Genomic DNA, 19847 nt, shown 5'->3' with positions numbered 1-19847 from the left:
TTTTTTTTGCTTTTTACATGACCTGATTAAACCGACCTGCGATGATGAAAAGAGAGGGGAGTGTACAGGTGAATAATGGCCTGACACGCATCCTGGTTCCGGCATAGTCGAATAAAAGGTTATCAGGTTGCATAATAATTAATATTTTCATTACCTGCGTTGTTGTTTGAGAGTTATTTCAGGCATTTCCAGCGCACGCGGCAGGTTGTTTTTTCTGACATTAAATCATTAAATAACGGCTGTGCTGTTGCAGACTTCTCTCTTCGTTAACGTCATTAATCAACAGAATGGTCTGAATAAATTCGCCGGTTAACGTAAATTACAGCCTGACGCTTTATGCCGTCATGGCCAGAATTTCTCGGATTAAATCTGACGCGCGTTAAATAATGGCCTGCCTGTTTTTCTGACAGGCAACCGGCCATGCAGGCGTCCTGCACGGATCATGTGAATAAATTCCTGTCCGACACAGGCGGTGAGGCAGGCAGCATTGTCTTTCTGTCCGATGTGGGTAATTCAGGGAATGAAGTCCTGCGCCTGGCGCAGGGAAATAAGGTATGAAATTATTAAAAGGATGATTCAGATGAAAAGCAAAATTACCCTCATGGCAGTGCTCTGCGCAGGGTTGTTAGCCGGCAATACTGCACTGGCAAATAACCACACCGTCTCTATCGGCTATGCTCAAAGCAAAGTTGAAGACTTTAAAAATCTACGCGGCGTTAACGTTCAGTATCGCTATGAGTGGGACTCGCCTCTCAGCGTTATTGGCTCATTCAGCTACCTGAAAGGCGATGAAAGTTTTTCTGAGCGCGAAGATTTTTATGGTGATATCAGTGGATATGACGGCAAAACCAAAGTGAAATATTATTCACTCATGGCAGGTCCGGCCTATCGCCTCAATGACTATGTCAGTCTTTATGCATTGATTGGTGCTGCTCATACCAAAGTGGATGAGAACGTGACCTACCTCGATGGCTGGTCCGAAAAATACAGCGAAAATAAAACCTCTTTGGCCTGGGGCGCAGGTATCGTCGTGAATCCAGTCAGCAACCTCTCGGTAAGTGTTGGCTATGAAGGCACTCGCGTGAAATATAATGAAGATGTTGCCATCAATGGTTTCAGCATCGGTATCGGCTACCGTTTCTGAGCCACCTTTGGTTCTCTGACCCCGGTCCTCTGGCCGGGGTTATTCCACATTCACCCCGATAAACAACGTTCAGACGCCAGACGCGCGCCCTGTATTACCGGATAACGCCAGTGCCTGACAGCGTGCAGGGTGGCTTCTGTTATCCCATTGATTTGAATGAATTTATTCATAGCTTATAAAAGCGGATACTGCTGCCTTTCTCTCCTCAGAACTCTCCTAAAAACTGGTCCTGAAAGCAAAGTGACCGATTTCCTCCATTTATCTGATGTTGCAATTTCGGTCCATCTGTAAAACTTCATCCCAACAAACACGGCGAGTCGCGCACGTCGGTTATGCCTCAGTTTACGAGGATGCTTTACGGCAGGAATGCGCGGTAACACTTTTCAGGAGGACTTCCTGTGAATAAATCAATGTTAGCGGGTATCGGTATTGGTGTGGCAGCAGCACTGGGTGTTGCCGCCGTAGCAGGCATGAACGTGTTTGATCGCGGTCCTCAATACGCTCAGGTACTGGCTGCAACGCCAATCAAAGAGAGCATCAGACAGCCACGTCAGGAGTGCCGTAACGTCACGCTGACGCATCGCCGGGCGGTTCAGGATGAGAACCGTATTGCTGGCTCGGTGTTGGGTGCAGTAGCCGGGGGCGTGTTAGGTCACCAGTTTGGTGGCGGACGCGGCAGGGACGTGGCAACCGTCGCAGGTGCGTTAGCGGGCGGTTATGCCGGTAATCAGGTCCAGGGCGGACTGCAGGATCGGGATACCTACACCACAACCGAGCAGCGCTGCAAAACAGTTTACGACAAACAAGAGAAACAACTGGGATATGACGTGACCTATAAAATAGGCGACCAGCAGGGCAAAATCCGTATGGAAAATGATCCCGGCACCCGTATTCCACTGGACCGCAATGGTCAGCTGATCCTTAACGGCGACCAGGCGTAATTGGGCAAAGCTTTGCCGCACTCGCGGCCACACAGCACGACGTAATAAAAAAGGCGCATCTCAGGATGCGCCTTTTTTCATGGCGTTCTGCGCGCCTCGCCGGAAAACGGGCGAGGCGCGGAAGAACCGGTTACGCCTGATGCTCAGCCAGTTGTGAAACGAAGCTCTGCACCCAATCCATACGAATCTTTCTTTCCGTCAGCTCACGCGTAAACCGGAGCCGTGTCGGGCCATCCAGCTTCCACTGCTGAGGCTCTTTCTGCAGCAGGCTGATCAGCCAGGCCGGATCCACCTTGTTCTGCGGCGCGAAATCGAAATAGCCGCCTTTATCGCTGGCTTCAATCTTGCGCAGCCCCACCGCGCGGGCCTTCAGCCGGATGATGGCGACATCCAGCAGATTGCGCGCCGGATCGGGCAGCAGCCCAAAGCGGTCGATCATCTCCACTTTCAGCTCCTGCAGCTCCTCTTCCGCTTCCGCGCTGGCGATGCGCTTATAGAGCGACAGACGGGTGCTGACATCCGGTATAAAGGTCTCCGGCAGCAGCGCGGGCATCCGCAGTTCTACCTCGGTCTGATTGCTGGTGAGATCCTCCAGTGAAGGTTCACGCCCCGCTTTCAGCGCATCGACGGCGTTCTCCAGCAGTTCCATGTAGAGCGTGAAGCCCAGCGTCTCCATCTGACCGCTCTGCTCATCACCCAGCAGTTCACCGGCGCCGCGGATCTCCAGATCGTGCGTGGCCAGCGCAAAACCGGCCCCCAGATCTTCGAGCGAGGCGATCGCCTCCAGTCGCTTATGCGCATCGGTCGTCATCGCCTTCGGATGTGGCGTTAACAGCCAGGCATAAGCCTGATGGTGCGAACGCCCGACGCGACCGCGCAACTGATGCAGCTGCGCCAGGCCAAAGTGGTCGGCCCGCTCGATGATGATGGTGTTAGCGGTCGGAATATCGATCCCGGTTTCGATGATAGTGGTGCAGACCAGCACGTTGAAACGCTGATGATGGAAATCGTTCATCACCCGTTCCAGCTCACGCTCACGCATCTGCCCGTGGCCGATCGCTACCCGCGCCTCCGGCACCAGTTCGCTGAGACGCTGTGCCGCTTTCTCAATATTTTCAACATCGTTGTAGAGGTAGTAGACCTGGCCGCCACGCAGAATCTCACGCAGGATCGCTTCGCGGATCACCAGATCATCATATTCGCGCACAAAGGTTTTCACCGCTAAGCGGCGGGCAGGCGGTGTGGCGATAATGGAGAGATCGCGCATGCCGCTCATCGCCATATTCAGGGTACGCGGAATAGGCGTGGCGGTCAGGGTCAGGATATCCACGTCGGCACGCATCGCCTTGATGCGCTCTTTGTGACGCACCCCGAAACGGTGCTCCTCATCGACAATCAGCAGACCCAGATCGTGCCATTTCAGATCGCTCATCAGCAGTTTATGCGTGCCGATCAGGATGTCGATCTTGCCTTCGCTGGCCTGTTCCAGCACCTGCGCCTGCTCTTTCGCGGTGCGGAAGCGGGACAGCATCTCAATGCGCACCGGCCAGTTGGCGAAGCGATCGCGGAAGTTATCGTAGTGCTGCTGCGCCAGCAGGGTAGTCGGCACCAGCACGGCAACCTGCTTGTGGTTCTCAATAGCCAGAAACGCGGCGCGCATGGCCACTTCCGTTTTACCGAAGCCCACATCACCGCATACCAGACGGTCCATCGCCAGCGGCTGACACATATCGCTCAGCACCGCGTTGATGGCCTGAGCCTGATCGGGGGTGGTCTCAAACGGGAAACTCTCGCAGAACAGCTGATACTGTTCGCGGTCATGCTTAAAGGCAAAACCGGTTTTGGCGGCGCGCTGCGCATAAATGTCCAGCAGCTCCGCCGCCACGTCGCGCACTTTTTCGGCGGCTTTCTGCCGTGCGCGCGACCAGGCATCGCTGCCCAGTTTGTGCAGCGGCGCGTTTTCGTCAGCCCCACCGGCATAGCGGCTAATCAGATGCAGCGAGGAGACCGGCACGTAAAGTTTGGCGTCGTTCGCGTAGGAGAGCATCAGGTATTCCGCCTGGATGCCACCCGCTTCCAGCGTGGTCAGGCCGATATAGCGGCCCACGCCGTGCTCCAGATGCACCACCGGCTGACCGGGATGCAGCTCCGCCAGGTTACGGATAAGGATATCCGGGTTAATGGTGCGGCGGGTATCCTGACGGCGGCGGCTGACGCGTTCGCCCAGCAGATCGCTTTCGCAAATCAGCGCCCGGTTCCCCACGGTGTCGATAAAACCCCGTTCGCTGGCCCCGATCATCAGGCTGAAACGATCCTCACCGGTCTCATCGAAGCGATGCACCGGCTGAGGACGCAGTTTGATGCGTGCCAGCAGCTCCTGCAGGCTTTCCCGGCGGCCCTCACTTTCAACCGAGAAGACCACGGCACCACTGAAGGTGTCGATAAACTGACGCAGCGGGTCAAGGGGCGCTTTTGCCTGGGCCTGAACGGCTACATCCGGCAGCGGGGTATAACCGAGATTGGTGTTGGCGGCTTTTGCCGGCAGCACCTCATTGGTCATGGAGATGCGCGGCCAGGCTTTCAGCTCGCCCATCAGACCGTCCGGACGCAGCCACAGGGTGGCTGGCTCCAGCAGCGGACGCATCGGATCGACGCGACGATTCTCGTAACGCGCCTCCGCATCCTGCCAGAAGCGGGTGGCACTGCCTTCCAGATCGCCGCAGTTCACAATCAGGGTGTTGTCAGGCAGATAGCTGAACAGGCTGGGCAGAGGCTGCTCAAAAAACAGCGGCTGCCAGTATTCGATGCCCGCCGGGAGCGTGCCTTTGCTGACCTGCTGATAGATGTGCTCCGACTCGCGGCGCACGTCAAAGATCTCACGCCAGCGGCTGCGGAACAGCTCGATGGCCGCCTTGTCGCTGGGAAATTCATGCGCGGGCAGCAGATTGATTTCCGGCACCGCTTCCAGCGTACGCTGACTGTCAACGTCGAACAGACGCAGGCTGTCAATCTCATCATCAAAGAAGTCGATACGGTAGGGCTGATCGCTGCCCATCGGGAACAGGTCGAGCAGGGCGCCGCGCGTCGCATATTCACCGTGCTCCATCACCTGGTCGACATGGCGGTAACCCGCCTGCTCAAGCTGGTCGCGCAGCCTGTCGCGCGACAGTTTTTGTCCCTGTTTCATCACCAGCGCGTGACCGTGCAGGAAGCTGTGCGGGCAGACGCGCTGCATCAGCGTATTGACCGGCATAATCAGCAACCCGCGCTGCATCACCGGCAGCTGGTAAAGGGTCGACAGGCGGGAGGAGATAATATCCTGATGCGGTGAAAAGCTGTCGTAGGGCAGCGTTTCCCAGTCAGCGAGATGGGCCACTGGCAGATCGGTAAACTGGCGGATTTCATCCAGCAGACGCAGGGCGGTTTGGGTATCGGGCGTAATCATCAACACCGGACCGGCATGTCGCTCGGTAATGCTGGCACACTCTACCGCGTGCGCAGCGCCGATAAGCTGACCAAGCTGCCGGTGATCGCCGGATTTAACGGGCAGGGTATAACGAGTCTGTTCGGGCATGGGATCTCGGGGTTGCTCCATTTTTCCAGGACGTAATCATTCCATATTATGTCAGGGGGATCACCTTTGCGGCACAATTTTCCTGCCGCGCCGCGCTGAACCCGAATCGGGCAGTGCTTACCGGGTGTCAGCGGTAACGCAGCGGCTAAAAAGAGAATAGACGGAGTCGGGCGGGGGGATCGGAAAAAACCACCGTCGCCATGCAGCGACGGGGTTAAACGGGCATTTATTTTATGGATTGCTGTGTGTAATGCATGCGTGGGCGGTCGATATTCGCCCAGGATAACTCCTGCTCAGGATGAAAACTGAGGTTGCCGTCGTCCCACTTTACGTAGTAGCCAGCCGATGCCGCTCCCTGCTCAAAGACGTTGATAATCTCGCCCCGGATCTCCCCGGATTGATGTTTCACGATGCTGCCTTTGGGAAATCTGAACATGGTCGCTACCTCTGTGGCCGGGCGATAACCTCGCTTCTTATCCTGTTACTGATTGTAGTCTACCCCCTGTGGTGGCGGATAATCAGCCAATAAGCGGCGGCTTTATGCGCTATTCCCCGGCTTTGGCAGGGAATGTGACGCATTCTGATGCAACTTTGCTGCCGACTCAGAGGGTTAGAGGTTTCATAAAGCCAGCCTCTCCTTTATCATCCCACTACCTATTTTCAGGCAACGGCTTACTGGATTCCATGTATCAACCTGTCGCGCTATTTATCGGTCTGCGTTACATGCGCGGACGAGCATCGGATCGCTTCGGTCGCTTTGTCTCCTGGCTCTCAACGATTGGCATTACGCTCGGCGTGCTGGCGATGGTGACCGTGTTATCGGTCATGAACGGATTTGAGCGTGAACTCGAAGGCAATATTCTTGGCCTGATGCCTCAGGCGCTGATCACCAGCGACAAAGGCAGCATTAATCCGCAACAGCAACCCGCCCGTTCCCTCAACCTCAACGGGGTCAGCCGTATTGCACCGCTGACCACGGCGAATGTGGTGTTGCAAAGCCCGCACAGCGTCTCGGTTGGGGTGATGCTCGGTATCGCGCCGGATGAGAAAGATCCGCTGACGCCGTTTCTGGTCAACACCGATCAGCGCGTCCTGCAGGCCGGGCAGTACAATGTCATCCTCGGGGAACAGCTGGCCTCTCAGCTGGGCGTTAAACGCGGCGACCAGCTGCGTCTGATGGTGCCGTCGGTCAGCCAGTTTACGCCGATGGGCCGCGTGCCGAGCCAGCGCCTGTTTACCGTGGCGGGCACCTATGCTGCCAACAGCGAAGTCGATGGTTATCAGATCCTGGTCAATCTTCAGGATGCGTCGCGTGTCATGCGCTATCCGGCCGGGAATATCACCGGCTGGCGACTCTGGCTCGACAAACCGCTTGAGGTTGACAGCCTGAGCCAGCAGACGCTGCCGGCGGGCCTGGTCTGGAAAGACTGGCGCGAGCGCAAAGGCGATCTCTTCCAGGCGGTGCGTATGGAGAAGAACATGATGGGCCTGCTGCTGAGCCTGATCATCGCCGTCGCCGCCTTTAACATCATTACGTCGCTGGGCCTGCTGATCATGGAGAAGCAGGGCGAAGTGGCGATCCTGCAAACCCAGGGCCTGACGCGCCGGCAGATTGTGGCGGTGTTTATGGTTCAGGGAGCCAGCGCCGGTATTATCGGCACGCTGCTCGGCACCCTGCTGGGCGTGCTGCTCGCCAGCCAGCTCAACACCTTAATGCCGGTCATTGGCCTGTTCCTGGATGGCGCAGCATTGCCGGTCGATATTAATCCGTGGCAGGTGGTGACCATCGCCCTCAGCGCGATGATCGTGGCGCTGCTGTCTACGCTTTATCCTTCATGGCGCGCTGCCGCCGTTCAACCCGCTGAGGCTTTACGTTATGAGTAACTCTCCTTTGTTGCAGTGTCGCGACCTGTGCAAACGCTATCAGGAAGGCAGCGTGCAGACCGATGTGCTGCGCAACGTGGCTTTCAGCCTTCAGCCGGGTGAACTGATGGCGATTGTCGGCAGCTCCGGTTCCGGTAAGAGTACGCTGCTGCATCTGCTCGGCGGCCTGGATGCGCCAACCTCTGGCGATGTGGTCTTCGACGGCCAGTCACTCAATGCGATGTCCTCCTCCGCCAAAGCCGAACTGCGCAACCGCGAGCTGGGCTTTATTTATCAGTTCCACCATCTGCTGCCGGACTTCAGCGCGCTGGAGAATGTGGCGATGCCGCTGCTGATTGGCAAAACCGCCAAAGCGGAAGCGCAGGATCGCGCCCGTGAAATGCTGGCCGCGGTCGGGCTGGACCATCGCGCCGCGCACCGGCCCTCTGAGCTTTCCGGCGGCGAGCGTCAGCGTGTGGCGATTGCCCGTGCGCTGGTCAACCGTCCCCGGCTGGTGATGGCGGATGAGCCCACCGGCAACCTCGATGCGCGCAACGCCGACGCCATATTTGAACTGCTGGGCGAACTGAACGTCCGTCAGGGCACTGCCTTTCTGGTGGTGACCCACGATCTGATGCTGGCAAAACGCATGACGCGTCAGATGGAGATGCGTGACGGGCAGTTAAGCGATCGGCTCACCCTGGCAGGAGCGGTGTAATGGGTTCGTCGTTATCCCTGTTGCTGGGCCTGCGCTTCAGCCGCGGACGCCGCCGGGGCGGCATGGTGTCGCTGATTTCGGTGATCTCCACCATCGGTATCGCCCTGGGCGTGGCGGTGCTGATTATCGGTCTGAGCGCCATGAACGGCTTTGAGCGTGAACTGAATAACCGCATTCTGGCGGTGGTGCCGCACGGTGAGATCGAGGCGGTGAATCAGCCGTTTCAGCACTGGCAATCGATGATCGCCCCGATTGAAAAGGTGCCCGGCATTGCGGCCGCCGCCCCCTATGTTAACTTCACCGGCCTGATTGAGAGCGGAGCCCGGCTGGAAGCGCTGCAGGTCAAGGGCGTCGATCCGGCTCAGGAGCCGCGCCTGAGCGCGCTGCCGCAGTTTGTGGCAGACAACGCCTGGTCCTCCTTTGCCGCCGGTAAACAGCAGATCATCCTCGGCGGCGGTATTGCCAAATCGCTGAATGTGAAGCAGGGCGACTGGATCACCATCATGATCCCGAACAACGATGGTGATAATAAACTGCTGCAGCCAAAACGCATCCGGCTGCAGGTGAGCGGCATCCTGCAACTCAGCGGTATGCTCGATCACAGCCTGGCGCTGGTGCCGCTGGCTGATGCCCAGCACTATCTGGAGATGGGGGAGAGCGTCTCCGGCATCGCCCTGAAGATGACCGACCCGTTCCAGGCCGTTAAGCTGGTGCGCGAGGCTGGTGAGGCGACCCGTTCTTACGTCTACATTAAGAGCTGGATCGGCACTTACGGCTACATGTACCGCGACATTCAGATGATCCGCGCCATTATGTATCTGGCGATGGTACTGGTGATTGGCGTCGCCTGCTTCAACATCGTCTCCACACTGGTGATGGCGGTGAAAGATAAGAGCAGCGACATTGCGGTCCTGCGTACCCTGGGGGCTAAAGACCGGCTGATCCGTGCCATCTTTATCTGGTACGGGCTGCTGGCCGGTCTGCTGGGCAGCGTCAGCGGCGTGGTCGCGGGCGTGCTGGTGGCGCTGAATCTGACGAAACTGGTGCGCGGACTGGAGTCGATCACCGGTCATCATCTGCTGGCGGGCGATATTTACTTCATCGACTTTCTGCCGTCAGAACTGCACTGGATTGATGTGTTCTCAGTACTGATTACTGCGATTCTGTTGAGTCTGCTGGCGAGCTGGTATCCCGCCAGACGCGCCAGCCGCATTGACCCGGCTCGGGTTTTAAGCGGTCAGTAGCACAATGCGGCGCGAGTGATTATCGCGCCGCTTTTGTTTAAGACCTTTGCTATGGGGTTCTGCCCCCGGCAACCGTTACTATCGGGTGATGTTTACCCGGAATCTGTTCAGAGCAGCTCGCCGCAGCTGCTACGCCAGGAGATTTTATGCGAACACCACGTCGCCGCATACGACTTGCCCGCCTGAAGAAAACCCGGCGAAAAGTGCATCAGCGCTTTCGTCAGCGCATATTTGAGCGCGATCGTCAGGCCGAACTGGCCGCCCACCCTCTGCCGCATGTGGTGATCCTGACCGGCGCAGGTATTTCCGCCGAGTCCGGCATTCGTACATTTCGCGCGGCTGACGGTCTGTGGGAAGAGCATCACGTAGAAGATGTGGCGACACCGGAAGGCTTTCAGCGCGATCCCGCGCTGGTGCAGCGCTTCTACAATGCGCGCCGTCAGCAGCTGCAGCAGGCAGAGATTCAGCCCAACGTGGCCCATCTGGCGCTGGCGGAGCTGGAGCAGGTGTTAGGCGATAATCTTCTGCTGGTTACGCAGAACATCGACAACCTGCATGAGCGCGCCGGAAACAGCCGGGTGCTGCATATGCACGGCGAGCTGTTAAAAGTACGCTGTGTGACCAGCGGCCAGGTGATTGAGTGGAGCGACGATATCACTCCTGACGATCGCTGCACCTGCTGCCAGTTTCCCTCCGCACTCCGACCGCATGTGGTCTGGTTTGGTGAGATGCCGCTGGGCATGGAGCAGATTTATCAGGCGCTGGAACAGGCCGACTATTTTATCGCTATCGGCACCTCGGGCCACGTCTATCCGGCGGCGGGCTTTGTTCACGAAGCCAGACTGCAGGGCGCGCATACCGTTGAGCTGAACCTGGAGCCGAGCCAGGTGGGCAACGAGTTTGCCGAGCGGCATTACGGCCTGGCGAGTGAAGTGGTGCCGGAGTTCGTGCATAAGCTACTGCGCGGTCTTTATAAATAAACAGGGGCGGCGATGGCCGCCCCTGTTGTTATCGACGACGTCTGCCCCGATGCAACAATCTCGTCATCCGGCGTTTTTTTCGGGCCTATTGCTTTGCTGAAGGTCAGCGATAGCGCTAACCTGTCTGCTGATGATTTTACGCAACGTTGTGACTGGCCGATCGGTGAATAATACCGCACAGCACTTTTAAAGGATGGGATATGGAACAGTTACTTGAGCGCTTTTTAAGTTATGTGGCCGTTGAAACTCAGGCTAAGCCGCAGGCGCGCCAGGTGCCCAGCAGCGAAGGGCAGTGGACGCTGGCACGGCAGCTGCAGGAAGAGCTGCTGGCGCTGGGATTTGTCGATGTCACCTTAAGCGATCACTGCTGTGTTATGGGTACGCTGCCTGCCAATGTCGACTGGCCCACCCCGGTCATCGGTTTCATCTCCCACATGGATACGTCGCCTGATTTCACGGCGAAGCATGTGAATCCCCAGATCATTGAAAACTATCGCGGCGGTGACATCGCGCTGGGAAGTGGCAATGAGATCCTGTCGCCGGTCATGTTCCCGGTGCTGCACAAATTGATCGGTCATACGCTGATTACCACCGACGGCAAAACCCTGCTCGGTGCGGATGACAAAGCGGGCATTGCAGAGATCATGACGGCGATGGCGCAGCTGGCGGCGAGTGATACGCCGCACGGGGCGATCCGCGTGGCCTTTACGCCTGACGAAGAGATCGGACGCGGCACCTCTCACTTTGATGTGGAAGGCTTTGCCGCCGACTGGGCCTACACCATTGATGGCAGCGATCTGGGTGAGTTCGAATATGAGAACTTCAATGCCGCCTCGGCCACGGTCCGCATCGTCGGCAACAACGTCCACCCTGGCTCCGCCAAAGGGGTGATGGTGAATGCGCTGGAGCTGGCAAATCAGTTCCATGCGGCGGTACCGGCCCGTGAGAAACCGCAGTTTACCGACGGCTACGAGGGCTTCTACCATCTGCATCAGATCAAGGGCAGTGTCGAGCACGCCGAGATGCTCTACATCATCCGTGACTTTGAGACGGAAAGTTTTGAACAGCGGAAACAGACGCTGCTGCAGATCGCTGCGGAGATCAACAAAACCCTGCATCCTGACTGCTCCGTCACCGTTGAGATCACCAACAGCTATCGCAACATGCGTGAAAAGGTCGAGCCGTTCCCGCATATCATTGACCTGGCCCTGCAGGCGATGCGTGACTGCGGCATTGAACCGGTGGTGAAACCGATTCGCGGCGGCACCGATGGGTCGTCGCTGTCGTGGAAAGGGCTGCCCTGTCCGAACATCTTTACCGGGGGCTACAACTATCACGGCAAGCACGAGTTCGCCTCGCTGAACATCATGGCGAAAACGGTGGAAGTGATTGTGCGTCTGTCAGAACTGGCAGCGCAGAAGAAGGGATAATGAGAGAAGGCTCTCTGACCTGAGGGGCAGAGAGCCTGATTCCGTAAGCGGCCTACCGGTTATTCGTCACCAAAATACCAGTATCCGGCATTCACCAGACCGGCGATCTGCGCCAGCACTGCCGGATCATCCAGCGCATCGCCCAGGTCATCCAGCGTGATGCGGGAGTGATGCGCCAGCACCGCCATCACCTCAGGGCGTGAACATTCGACCCGCTCACCGTTGACATACACCGCATCGCCAACCGTTAATACACGCAGGCCGCCCAGGCGGCTCAGGGCATCGCCCTGCTGCAGCGCATCATAAATTTCATCAGGCTGATAAGGCGGCTCCGGCGGCGCCACATCAAGCTCATGGCGCGACTGCGAAATAAATTCGCCAAACCAGTGCGCGAAATGCTCCGGCTGGTTAACGACATCCAGCATCAGCTGACGCACACCTTCAATCTCCTGCGGCAGGATCTGCGACGGGCATTCGCGCGCCGGGACATCCGGGTCGCTGAAGCGCAGGCTGCCCAGCTCATTTGCCAGAGCATAATCCGCAAAGCCGCTGATGAGCTCGCGGCCACTGGGGGCACGGAAACCAACAGAGTAGTTCAGGGCGTTCTCCAGCGAATAGCCTTCGTGCGGGAATCCAGGTGGAATGTAGAGGATATCGCCCGGCTCCAGCTCTTCGTCAATGATGGCGTCGAACGGCTCAACCTGCAGCAGATCGGGATGCGGGCAGTGCTGCTTCATCGGCACTTTTTCACCGACGCGCCAGCGACGGCGACCGGTTCCCTGAATAATGAAGACATCGTACTGATCAAAATGGGGGCCGACGCCGCCGCCAGGCACAGCAAACGACACCATCAGGTCATCAATGCGCCAGTCAGGCAGGAAACGGAAAGGGCGCATCAGTGCAGCAGAGGGTTCGTGCCAGTGATTGACCGCCTGTACCAGAAGCGACCAGTTGTTCTCGCCCAGGTGATCGTAGCTCTCAAACGGGCCGTGGCTGACCTGCCATTTGCCATCCTGATGGCTGACAAGGCGGCTATCCACCTCGTTTTCCATCGCCAGTCCGGCCAGTTCATCCGGTGAAATCGGATCGACAAAGTCTTTAAAGCCACGCTTCAGCACCACCGGGCGTTTCTGCCAGTAGCGCTGAATAAAATCGGGCCAGTTAAGATCGAGCTGATAGTCCATAAAAGAGTTCCGCTTAGGGCTGTAAATGCCAGCAAGTATAACAGCCCGGCGGCTTTTCTACTCGCGGCGATGTTCGACTTCCTGCCGCTGAAAGATCACTTCCATGCGGGTTCCGCCGAGTGCACTGCCGGAGGCGATGACGTTACCTTCATACTGCTCAAGAATGTCGCGCACCACGGCCAGACCTAATCCCTGGCCGGGACGCAGCGTATCGGCCCGCTGTCCGCGAACAAACACCAGGTCGCGCTTGCTTTCAGGGATGCCCGGGCCATCGTCATCGATATAGAGATGCAGCGCCTTGTCGCTCTGAAACGCGCTCACTTCGATAAATTCCAGGCAATATTTGCAGGCGTTATCGAGCACGTTACCCAGCACTTCCATAAAGTCATTCTGGTCACCCACAAAGGTCAGCTCCGGGGAGATATCCAGGGTAATCGCCACGCCCTTACGCTGATAGACTTTATTCAGGGCCGAACAGAGGCTGTCGAGCAGGCCAGAGACCGAATGCAGATCGCGCTGCAGCGGATTGTGATCGGCCTGCATACTGGCGCGGTGCAGGTAATAGCCGACCTGCTGCGAGATACGACTGATCTGCTCCAGCATCACCGGTTCAGCCTCTTCCACCGTCAGCTCTTTGCCGTTGCGCAGCGAGCGCAGCGTACTCTGCAATACGGCCAGCGGCGTTTTCAGGCTGTGGGTCAGGTCAGAGAGGGTGGTGCGATAGCGGGTATAACGCTGCCGCTCATTGGTCAGCAGCAGATTGAGATTGCGCACCAGGCTGCGCAGCTCCTGCGGCGGATTGTCGTCCAGGTTTTCGCGCTGACTGGTCTCCAGTTCGCGCACCTGCTGAGTCAGCGCACCGATGGGCCGCAGACTCCAGTGCGCGGCCAGCCACAGTAACGGAACAATCAGGATCAGGTTGGCGGCCAGCACGTAGCTGAACCACGACCAGACCACGTCCGAGTGCTGAAGCTCCTGCGGGATCGAGTCGACCACCACGATGGTGAGCGCAGGCAGATTGGTGGTGGCATCGTAACGGTTGACAGCCACCGAGTGGGTAAAGGTATCGTTGCTGTCGTTATCCCAGTCGTTGAGGCGTCGCTGCGCATTCAGGTTGTTCCCCATCGCCAGCATGCTGGTGCGGTTGCTGGTGTCAATCTCGTAAAAATCGGGCTTCAGCAGCCATTCATGGCGGATCTTTTTGCGGATATCCGGAACGTCGCGCTGCTGCCACAGCAGCTTGCCGCGCTCGTCGTAGATAAACACCAGCGTCGGGAAGTTGAGCGTCATCCGCTCCGGCTGGGCGATGGTGAGCTTGTTGTCATGCCATTGCGCCAGCGTAAAGAAGAGGTTGCTCTCACCACGCATAACGCGATAGGTGTTTTTATCAAAGCTCACCACATAGCCAATCACCGCGACCATGCCGTAAGAGAGGGAGAGGAACAGAACAATCGCTGCGGAGGCCAGCAGAAAGCGGGCGCGCAGCGAAATCGGGCGATAACGATTAAACCAGGACATGGTCAGAGATCAAAGCGGTAACCCTGGCCACGCACGGTGGCGATCACGTCAGTGGGGTGCAGCGCTAAAATCTTTTTGCGCAGGCGGCCCATCAGTACGTCGATGGTGTGGCTTTCACGCAGTTCCGCATCCGGGTAGAGCTGGAGCATCAGCGAATCTTTGCTGACCACTTTGCCCGCGTTACGAATCAGCGTCTCGACGATGGTGTACTCAAAGGCGGTGAGCTTCACCGGCTGTTCATTGACGGTGAGTTCCCGGCGGGAGAGATCGACCTGAAAGGGAGCCATATCGATAATCTGCGAGGCGTGACCGCTGTTGCGGCGCATCAGCGCCTGCAGCCGGGCGGCCACCTCTTCGATATGAAACGGTTTGGTCACGTAGTCGTCAGCACCGGCTTCCAGCGCTTCGACTTTGGCCTGCCACCCTTCGCGGGCTGTCAGCACCAGAATGGGCTGGCGCACGGCGTCGCCGCGCCAGCGACGGATCAGCGACATGCCATCTTCATCCGGCAGGCCGAGGTCCACCAGCGCGATATCGGGCAGATGTTCCCGAAGAAAATAGTCGGCTTCTTTGGCGTCTTCGGCGGCATCGACCTGATGGCCCATGTCACGTAACTGGACGGCGAGATGATGGCGCAGCAGGGCATTGTCTTCAACAACCAGAACACGCATAGAAATTCCTTACACTCTGTTTGAGTCAACCTGCAGAAAGTATACGCGAAATGTATTAAACAGGATGTTAACGCAGACCGGAGTGAGCCGGTCTGCGGCGGGCATTATTTCAGATCGTCAACCATCCGGACAGCGCGACCGATATAGTTTGCTGGCGTCATCTGCTTCAGACGCACTTTTTCCTCTTCCGGCAGCGCCAGGCTGTCGATAAAGGCCTGCATACCGGCGGCATCCACGCGTTTGCCGCGCGTCAGTTCTTTCAGCTTCTCATAAGGCTTCTCGATGCCGTAACGGCGCATCACCGTCTGGATCGGCTCCGCCAGCACTTCCCAGTTGTGATCCAGTTCGTCCAGCAGACGCTCGCGGTTCACTTCCAGTTTAGAGATGCCTTTCAGCGTCGCCTGATAGGCGATCAGCGCATAACCGACGCCGACGCCAAGGTTACGCAGCACGGTAGAGTCGGTCAGGTCACGCTGCCAGCGCGACACCGGCAGTTTGCTGGCCAGATGCTGCATGACCGCATTCGCCAGACCCAGGTTGCCTTCGGAGTTTTCGAAGTCGATCGGGTTGACCTTATGCGGCATCGTTGACGAGCCAATCTCGCCCGCAATGGTTTTCTGTTTGAAATGGTTCAGCGCCACGTAGCCCCAGATATCGCGATCAAAGTCGATCAGGATGGTGTTGAAGCGGGCGATGCAGTCGAACATCTCGGCGATATAGTCGTGCGGCTCGATCTGCGTGGTGTAGGGGTTCCAGGTGATCCCCAGCGAGGTGACAAAATTCTCGCTCAGCGCGTGCCAGTCCACTTCCGGGTAGGCAGCAATGTGGGCGTTGTAGTTGCCCACTGCGCCGTTGATTTTGCCCAGCACTTCGATCTGCTTCAGCTGACGTAACTGACGCTCAAGGCGGTACGCCACGTTTGCCATCTCTTTACCCATGGTTGACGGCGTTGCCGGCTGTCCGTGGGTGCGGGAGAGCAGCGGAATATCACGGTATTCGCTGGCCAGACCCTTCACCGCGCCAATCAGCTGCGCCCAGTAAGGCAGCAGCACGTCACGGCGGGCTGTTTCCAGCATCAGCGCGTGCGACAGGTTGTTGATATCTTCCGAGGTGCAGGCGAAGTGGATAAACTCAGAGACGGCGTGCAATGCAGGCGTGTCGGCGACTTTTTCTTTCAGGAAGTATTCGACCGCTTTCACATCGTGGTTGGTGGTGCGTTCGATGGTTTTGATGCGCGCGGCATCTTCTTCGGAAAAACCGGCGACAATCGCATCAAGGAAAGCGTTTGCGTCAGCGTCAAATGCAGGAACTTCCTTGATCTCTGCGGTCGCGGCCAGTTTTTGTAACCAGCGAACTTCAACCTCAACGCGGAATTTCAGCAGACCAAATTCGCTGAAAATCGCACGCAGCGGGCTGACTTTGTCGCCGTAACGACCATCGACAGGTGAGACGGCGGTCAGAGAGGATAATTCCATCAGTGCAACTCCTGAATCATTTAGCAGTGTTTGGCCACACCGACTTAGTAGGTCAGTGGCAGCCGGGATAAGAGGGTTTTCGCTTCACGCAGCAAACGCTGACGCGAGAACATCAGTTGCAGTCGGCCACCACCGACCTGCTGCCAGAGCACCGCCGCGCGGATACCGGCCAGCAGGGTAGCGCGCACTTTACTCTGAACCTGGCTGTTCTGCAGCACGGCAGGGGAACCGGTCACCTGAATCCGCGGGCCAAGCGGGCTGATGACATCGACATAGATGCCCGCCATGGCGCTGAGAATGGTATCGGATTCCAGCTCATAATGCGCCAGCTGGCGATCCAGCTGACTGATGCGCTGGGCCAGGGTCGCCATGGCAGACTTGCTGGCGCTGAGTTTACGTTCCAGCACCATCATGCTCAGGGTGTAACGGGTCAGTTCGGCACCGGCACCCTGGCGACTGCTGCTGTTCAGCACCGCCATCAGGGTTTCCAGTCCGAGACGCAGGTTGGCTTCATTGTTGCCAAACACGGCCAGCGTGGAGTCAGGATTGAGATCCAGCACGCTGCGCAGCGAAACGGTCAGCGCCTCTGGCTGGCAGTGACCCTGCTGAGCCAGCTGCTGCACCAGATGCGCGGACTGACAGATGCCCGCCAGCGCCAGCGTAATTTCCTGATAATTTTTCGCCACGGTTACTCCTGTTTACGCGTCATCAATAGGGGCTGCGCCCGCTTACTCTGTCACGAAAGGCAGACGCTGTTCGATAATACCGCCACCGAGGCAGACATCGCCAAGATAAAAGACCGCAGACTGGCCGGGCGTCACCGCAGCAACCGGCTCATCAAAGCGCACTTCAATCCGATCGTCACCGTGAGGAATAATCTCACAGGGAATATCGGTCTGACGATAACGGGTTTTCACGGTGCAGCGAAGCGGGGCGGTGATCGGCTGACGATCGACCCAGTGCAGCTGCTGCGCAATCAGTCCCACAGACATGAGACGCGGATGATCGCCGCCCTGAGCGACAATCAGGCGGTTTCGCGCCACATCTTTGTCGACCACATACCAGGGATCATCTTTGCTCTCTTTCAGGCCACCGATACCCAGGCCTTTACGCTGTCCCAGGGTGTGGTACATCAGCCCCTGGTGCTCACCGACGATCTGACCGTCAGTGGTTTCAATCTCGCCTGGCTGGGCCGGCAGATAGCGTGCCAGGAAGTCGCGGAATTTACGCTCGCCGATAAAGCAGATGCCGGTCGAATCTTTCTTCTTCGCGGTAATCAGGTCCAGCTCTTCAGCGATGCGGCGCACTTCCGGCTTTTCCAGCTCGCCGACCGGGAACAGGCTCTGCGCAATCTGCTGGTGGCTCAGGGTGTAGAGGAAGTAGCTCTGGTCTTTGTTGCCATCCAGGCCGCGCAGCAGCTGGCTCTGGCCAGCGACATCCTGACGGCGCACATAGTGACCGGTAGCGATGAAGTCAGCGCCGAGATCCTCAGCCGCGAACTCCAGGAACGCTTTGAATTTGATCTCTTTGTTACAGAGAATATCGGGGTTAGGGGTGCGGCCCGCTTTATACTCTTCGAGGAAATGCTCGAAGACGTTATCCCAGTATTCCGCGGCAAAGTTAACCTTGTGCAGCTTCATACCCAGCTTGTCGCACACCGCTTGCGCATCCGCCAGATCGTCCGCGGCGGTACAATACTCCTCGCCATCGTCCTCCTCCCAGTTCTTCATGAACAGGCCTTCAACCTGGTAACCCTGCTGCTGCAGTAACCAGGCGGAAACGGAAGAATCGACGCCGCCGGACATACCGACGATCACTTTTTTCTGGCTGTTGTCAGACATGACACGCTCGCATTACGATAAAAAAACAGGCGGCGCATTCTATCATGCAGAAGGCAGACGCGCACCCTCGTGAAACGGCCACCGGAACGGGCTGACCAGATGAAGCGGGTAGCGCGTGCCCTGTTGCCACAGGCGGACGCTTTCCGCCACCAGCGGCGAACGCAGGTTAGATGCCGTGAGAATCTGCGCTGGCGGCAGCCACCAGCAGCAGTCGATGTCGCTGTCCTGCGGCTCCGTCACCACTTTTTCCGGCAGATCGACCCCAAACAGAAAACGCACAAAAGGCGTGGTGTCGGGGGCTATCCACTGGTTAATCGCAATGAAATAGTCCATCTGCGCCACGATGCCGGTCTCTTCATAGAGTTCACGCGCTGCGGCTTCATGCAGCGTTTCATCCGCTTCAAGATGGCCGGCTGGCTGGTTCCAGGTGGCGCGTCCGTTGATGGTCTCTTCCACCACCAGCAGCTCACCTTCCGCCTGAACCAGACAGGCGACCGTAACATGAGGTTTAAACATCCCTTCTCCGCAATTGTTAACCTGAGGTTATGAAAGTTCGGTTGTCAGACAGGCTCTGTGCCGACCTCGCGCCACGCTCCGGGGGCCAGATCGTCGAGGCTGTAGTGACCCATGGCATAGCGAATCAGGCGCAGGGTAGGAAAGCCGATGTGGGCGGTCATGCGGCGAACCTGACGATTACGCCCCTCATACAGCGTGACCTTCAGCCACTGCGTCGGAATGTTTTTACGCTCGCGGATCGGCGGCTGGCGTGGCCAAAGCCATTCGGGTTCATCGACTTTTTCCACGCCAGCGGGCAGGGTCGGACCATCTTTCAGATTAACCCCATCCCGCAGCGGCTGCAGATCCGCCTCCTGTGGCGCGCCTTCGACCTGCACATAATAGATTTTGCCGGTGCGTTTGCCGGGCTGAGTCAGCGCGGCCTGCAGGGCGCCGTCGTTGGTCAGCACCATCAGGCCTTCACTGTCACGATCGAGGCGGCCTGCGGCATAGACCCCGGCAACAGTAACAAAATCCTTCAGGGTGCGGCGGCCCGCTTCATCCGTAAACTGCGGCAGAACATCAAAGGGTTTGTTAAAGAGAATCACGCGGCGCGGGGCCGCAGGGCGGGCAGGCGTACGTCGCGCATCACGCGCCGGACGGCTGAATCGTTTATCCTGGTGAATTCGTTGAGAAGTTTTTCGCATGGGCTTTGCAGTCAGAAACATTCGGCGCATTATAACGTGAAATTGCGGTGATTGGCGTGGCG

Annotated in this window: 18 protein-coding genes; 8 read left to right on the top strand and 10 right to left on the bottom strand. The window is 57.7% G+C overall.

The annotated features are described in order from the left end of the window. The first annotated feature begins 580 nt into the window (after window positions 1-580). Both CKF42_RS07780 and CKF42_RS07775 read left to right on the top strand, forming a co-directional pair. Window positions 581-1144: an Ail/Lom family outer membrane beta-barrel protein gene (locus CKF42_RS07780; RefSeq protein WP_111207920.1), complete on the top strand. Its 564-nt coding sequence runs from the start codon at window positions 581-583 to the stop codon at window positions 1142-1144. A gap of 398 nt (window positions 1145-1542) precedes the next feature. Beyond that, window positions 1543-2085, top strand: a complete 543-nt coding sequence (locus CKF42_RS07775) for a glycine zipper 2TM domain-containing protein (protein WP_009090837.1) — start codon at window positions 1543-1545, stop codon at window positions 2083-2085. A 130-nt stretch (window positions 2086-2215) separates the two neighbouring features. On the opposite strand, the gene mfd is transcribed toward CKF42_RS07775, so the two are convergent. Continuing rightward, window positions 2216-5659 (bottom strand): transcription-repair coupling factor, encoded by a 3444-nt coding sequence (gene mfd, locus CKF42_RS07770; RefSeq protein ID WP_009090836.1) that lies wholly within the window; start codon window positions 5657-5659, stop codon window positions 2216-2218. 226 nt (window positions 5660-5885) lie between these two features. Then, a complete protein-coding gene (locus tag CKF42_RS07765) occupies window positions 5886-6095 on the bottom strand; it encodes a hypothetical protein (protein WP_009090835.1) in 210 nt (69 codons plus the stop codon). Window positions 6096-6343: 248 nt separating this feature from the next. On the opposite strand from CKF42_RS07765, the gene lolC reads away from it, so the two are divergent. From lolC to pepT, 6 genes are all read left to right on the top strand, one after another. Then, entirely contained in the window at window positions 6344-7543 is a 1200-nt protein-coding gene (gene lolC / locus CKF42_RS07760; protein WP_009090834.1) for a lipoprotein-releasing ABC transporter permease subunit LolC, read from the top strand. Further along, a complete protein-coding gene (gene lolD, locus CKF42_RS07755; protein ID WP_111207919.1) occupies window positions 7536-8240 on the top strand; it encodes a lipoprotein-releasing ABC transporter ATP-binding protein LolD in 705 nt (234 codons plus the stop codon). The genes lolC and lolD overlap by 8 nt, the downstream gene beginning before the upstream one ends. Next, entirely contained in the window at window positions 8240-9484 is a 1245-nt protein-coding gene (gene lolE, locus CKF42_RS07750) for a lipoprotein-releasing ABC transporter permease subunit LolE (RefSeq protein WP_009090832.1), read from the top strand. Before lolD ends, lolE begins: the two co-directional genes overlap by 1 nt. Before the next feature lie 146 nt (window positions 9485-9630). Continuing rightward, on the top strand, window positions 9631-10464 hold the full coding sequence (gene cobB, locus CKF42_RS07745) for a Sir2 family NAD+-dependent deacetylase (RefSeq protein ID WP_111207918.1): 834 nt from the start codon (window positions 9631-9633) through the stop codon (window positions 10462-10464). Between the two features lie 12 nt (window positions 10465-10476). Then, on the top strand, window positions 10477-10635 hold the full coding sequence (locus CKF42_RS21170; RefSeq protein ID WP_158526766.1) for a hypothetical protein: 159 nt from the start codon (window positions 10477-10479) through the stop codon (window positions 10633-10635). 29 nt (window positions 10636-10664) lie between these two features. Continuing rightward, entirely contained in the window at window positions 10665-11894 is a 1230-nt protein-coding gene (gene pepT / locus CKF42_RS07740) for a peptidase T (RefSeq protein ID WP_009090830.1), read from the top strand. Between the two features lie 59 nt (window positions 11895-11953). Here the strand turns inward: pepT and CKF42_RS07735 are convergent, their stop codons facing one another. The 8 genes from CKF42_RS07735 to rluE all read right to left on the bottom strand — a co-directional run bounded on the left by CKF42_RS07735 (window position 11954) and on the right by rluE (window position 19806). After that, window positions 11954-13078, bottom strand: a complete 1125-nt coding sequence (locus CKF42_RS07735) for a cupin domain-containing protein (protein WP_046101610.1) — start codon at window positions 13076-13078, stop codon at window positions 11954-11956. Window positions 13079-13135: 57 nt separating this feature from the next. Continuing rightward, window positions 13136-14596 carry a two-component system sensor histidine kinase PhoQ gene (phoQ, locus tag CKF42_RS07730; RefSeq protein WP_046101611.1) on the bottom strand — a complete coding sequence of 487 codons (1461 nt, stop codon included), beginning with the start codon at window positions 14594-14596 and terminating at the stop codon, window positions 13136-13138. A 2-nt stretch (window positions 14597-14598) separates the two neighbouring features. Continuing rightward, window positions 14599-15267, bottom strand: coding sequence for a two-component system response regulator PhoP (phoP, locus tag CKF42_RS07725; protein WP_009090826.1), 669 nt, complete (start codon window positions 15265-15267; stop codon window positions 14599-14601). A 104-nt stretch (window positions 15268-15371) separates the two neighbouring features. Further along, window positions 15372-16742, bottom strand: a complete 1371-nt coding sequence (purB, locus tag CKF42_RS07720; RefSeq protein WP_009090824.1) for an adenylosuccinate lyase — start codon at window positions 16740-16742, stop codon at window positions 15372-15374. Between the two features lie 44 nt (window positions 16743-16786). After that, window positions 16787-17428 (bottom strand): high frequency lysogenization protein HflD, encoded by a 642-nt coding sequence (hflD, locus tag CKF42_RS07715; protein ID WP_009090821.1) that lies wholly within the window; start codon window positions 17426-17428, stop codon window positions 16787-16789. Between the two features lie 42 nt (window positions 17429-17470). Then, complete coding sequence (gene mnmA / locus CKF42_RS07710) at window positions 17471-18583, bottom strand: tRNA 2-thiouridine(34) synthase MnmA (protein ID WP_111207917.1); 1113 nt, start codon at window positions 18581-18583, stop codon at window positions 17471-17473. 42 nt (window positions 18584-18625) lie between these two features. After that, window positions 18626-19099 carry an NUDIX domain-containing protein gene (locus CKF42_RS07705; RefSeq protein WP_111207916.1) on the bottom strand — a complete coding sequence of 158 codons (474 nt, stop codon included), beginning with the start codon at window positions 19097-19099 and terminating at the stop codon, window positions 18626-18628. 44 nt (window positions 19100-19143) lie between these two features. Next, window positions 19144-19806: a 23S rRNA pseudouridine(2457) synthase RluE gene (gene rluE / locus CKF42_RS07700; RefSeq protein ID WP_046101615.1), complete on the bottom strand. Its 663-nt coding sequence runs from the start codon at window positions 19804-19806 to the stop codon at window positions 19144-19146. Window positions 19807-19847 lie beyond the last annotated feature (41 nt).

Origin of the sequence: Pantoea sp. ARC270, assembly GCF_003236725.1 — a bacterium.
Classification (GTDB): domain Bacteria; phylum Pseudomonadota; class Gammaproteobacteria; order Enterobacterales; family Enterobacteriaceae; genus Pantoea; species Pantoea anthophila.
Note: the sequence above shows the minus strand (reverse complement) of the source record. Positions and strands in the feature narration are given on the sequence as shown.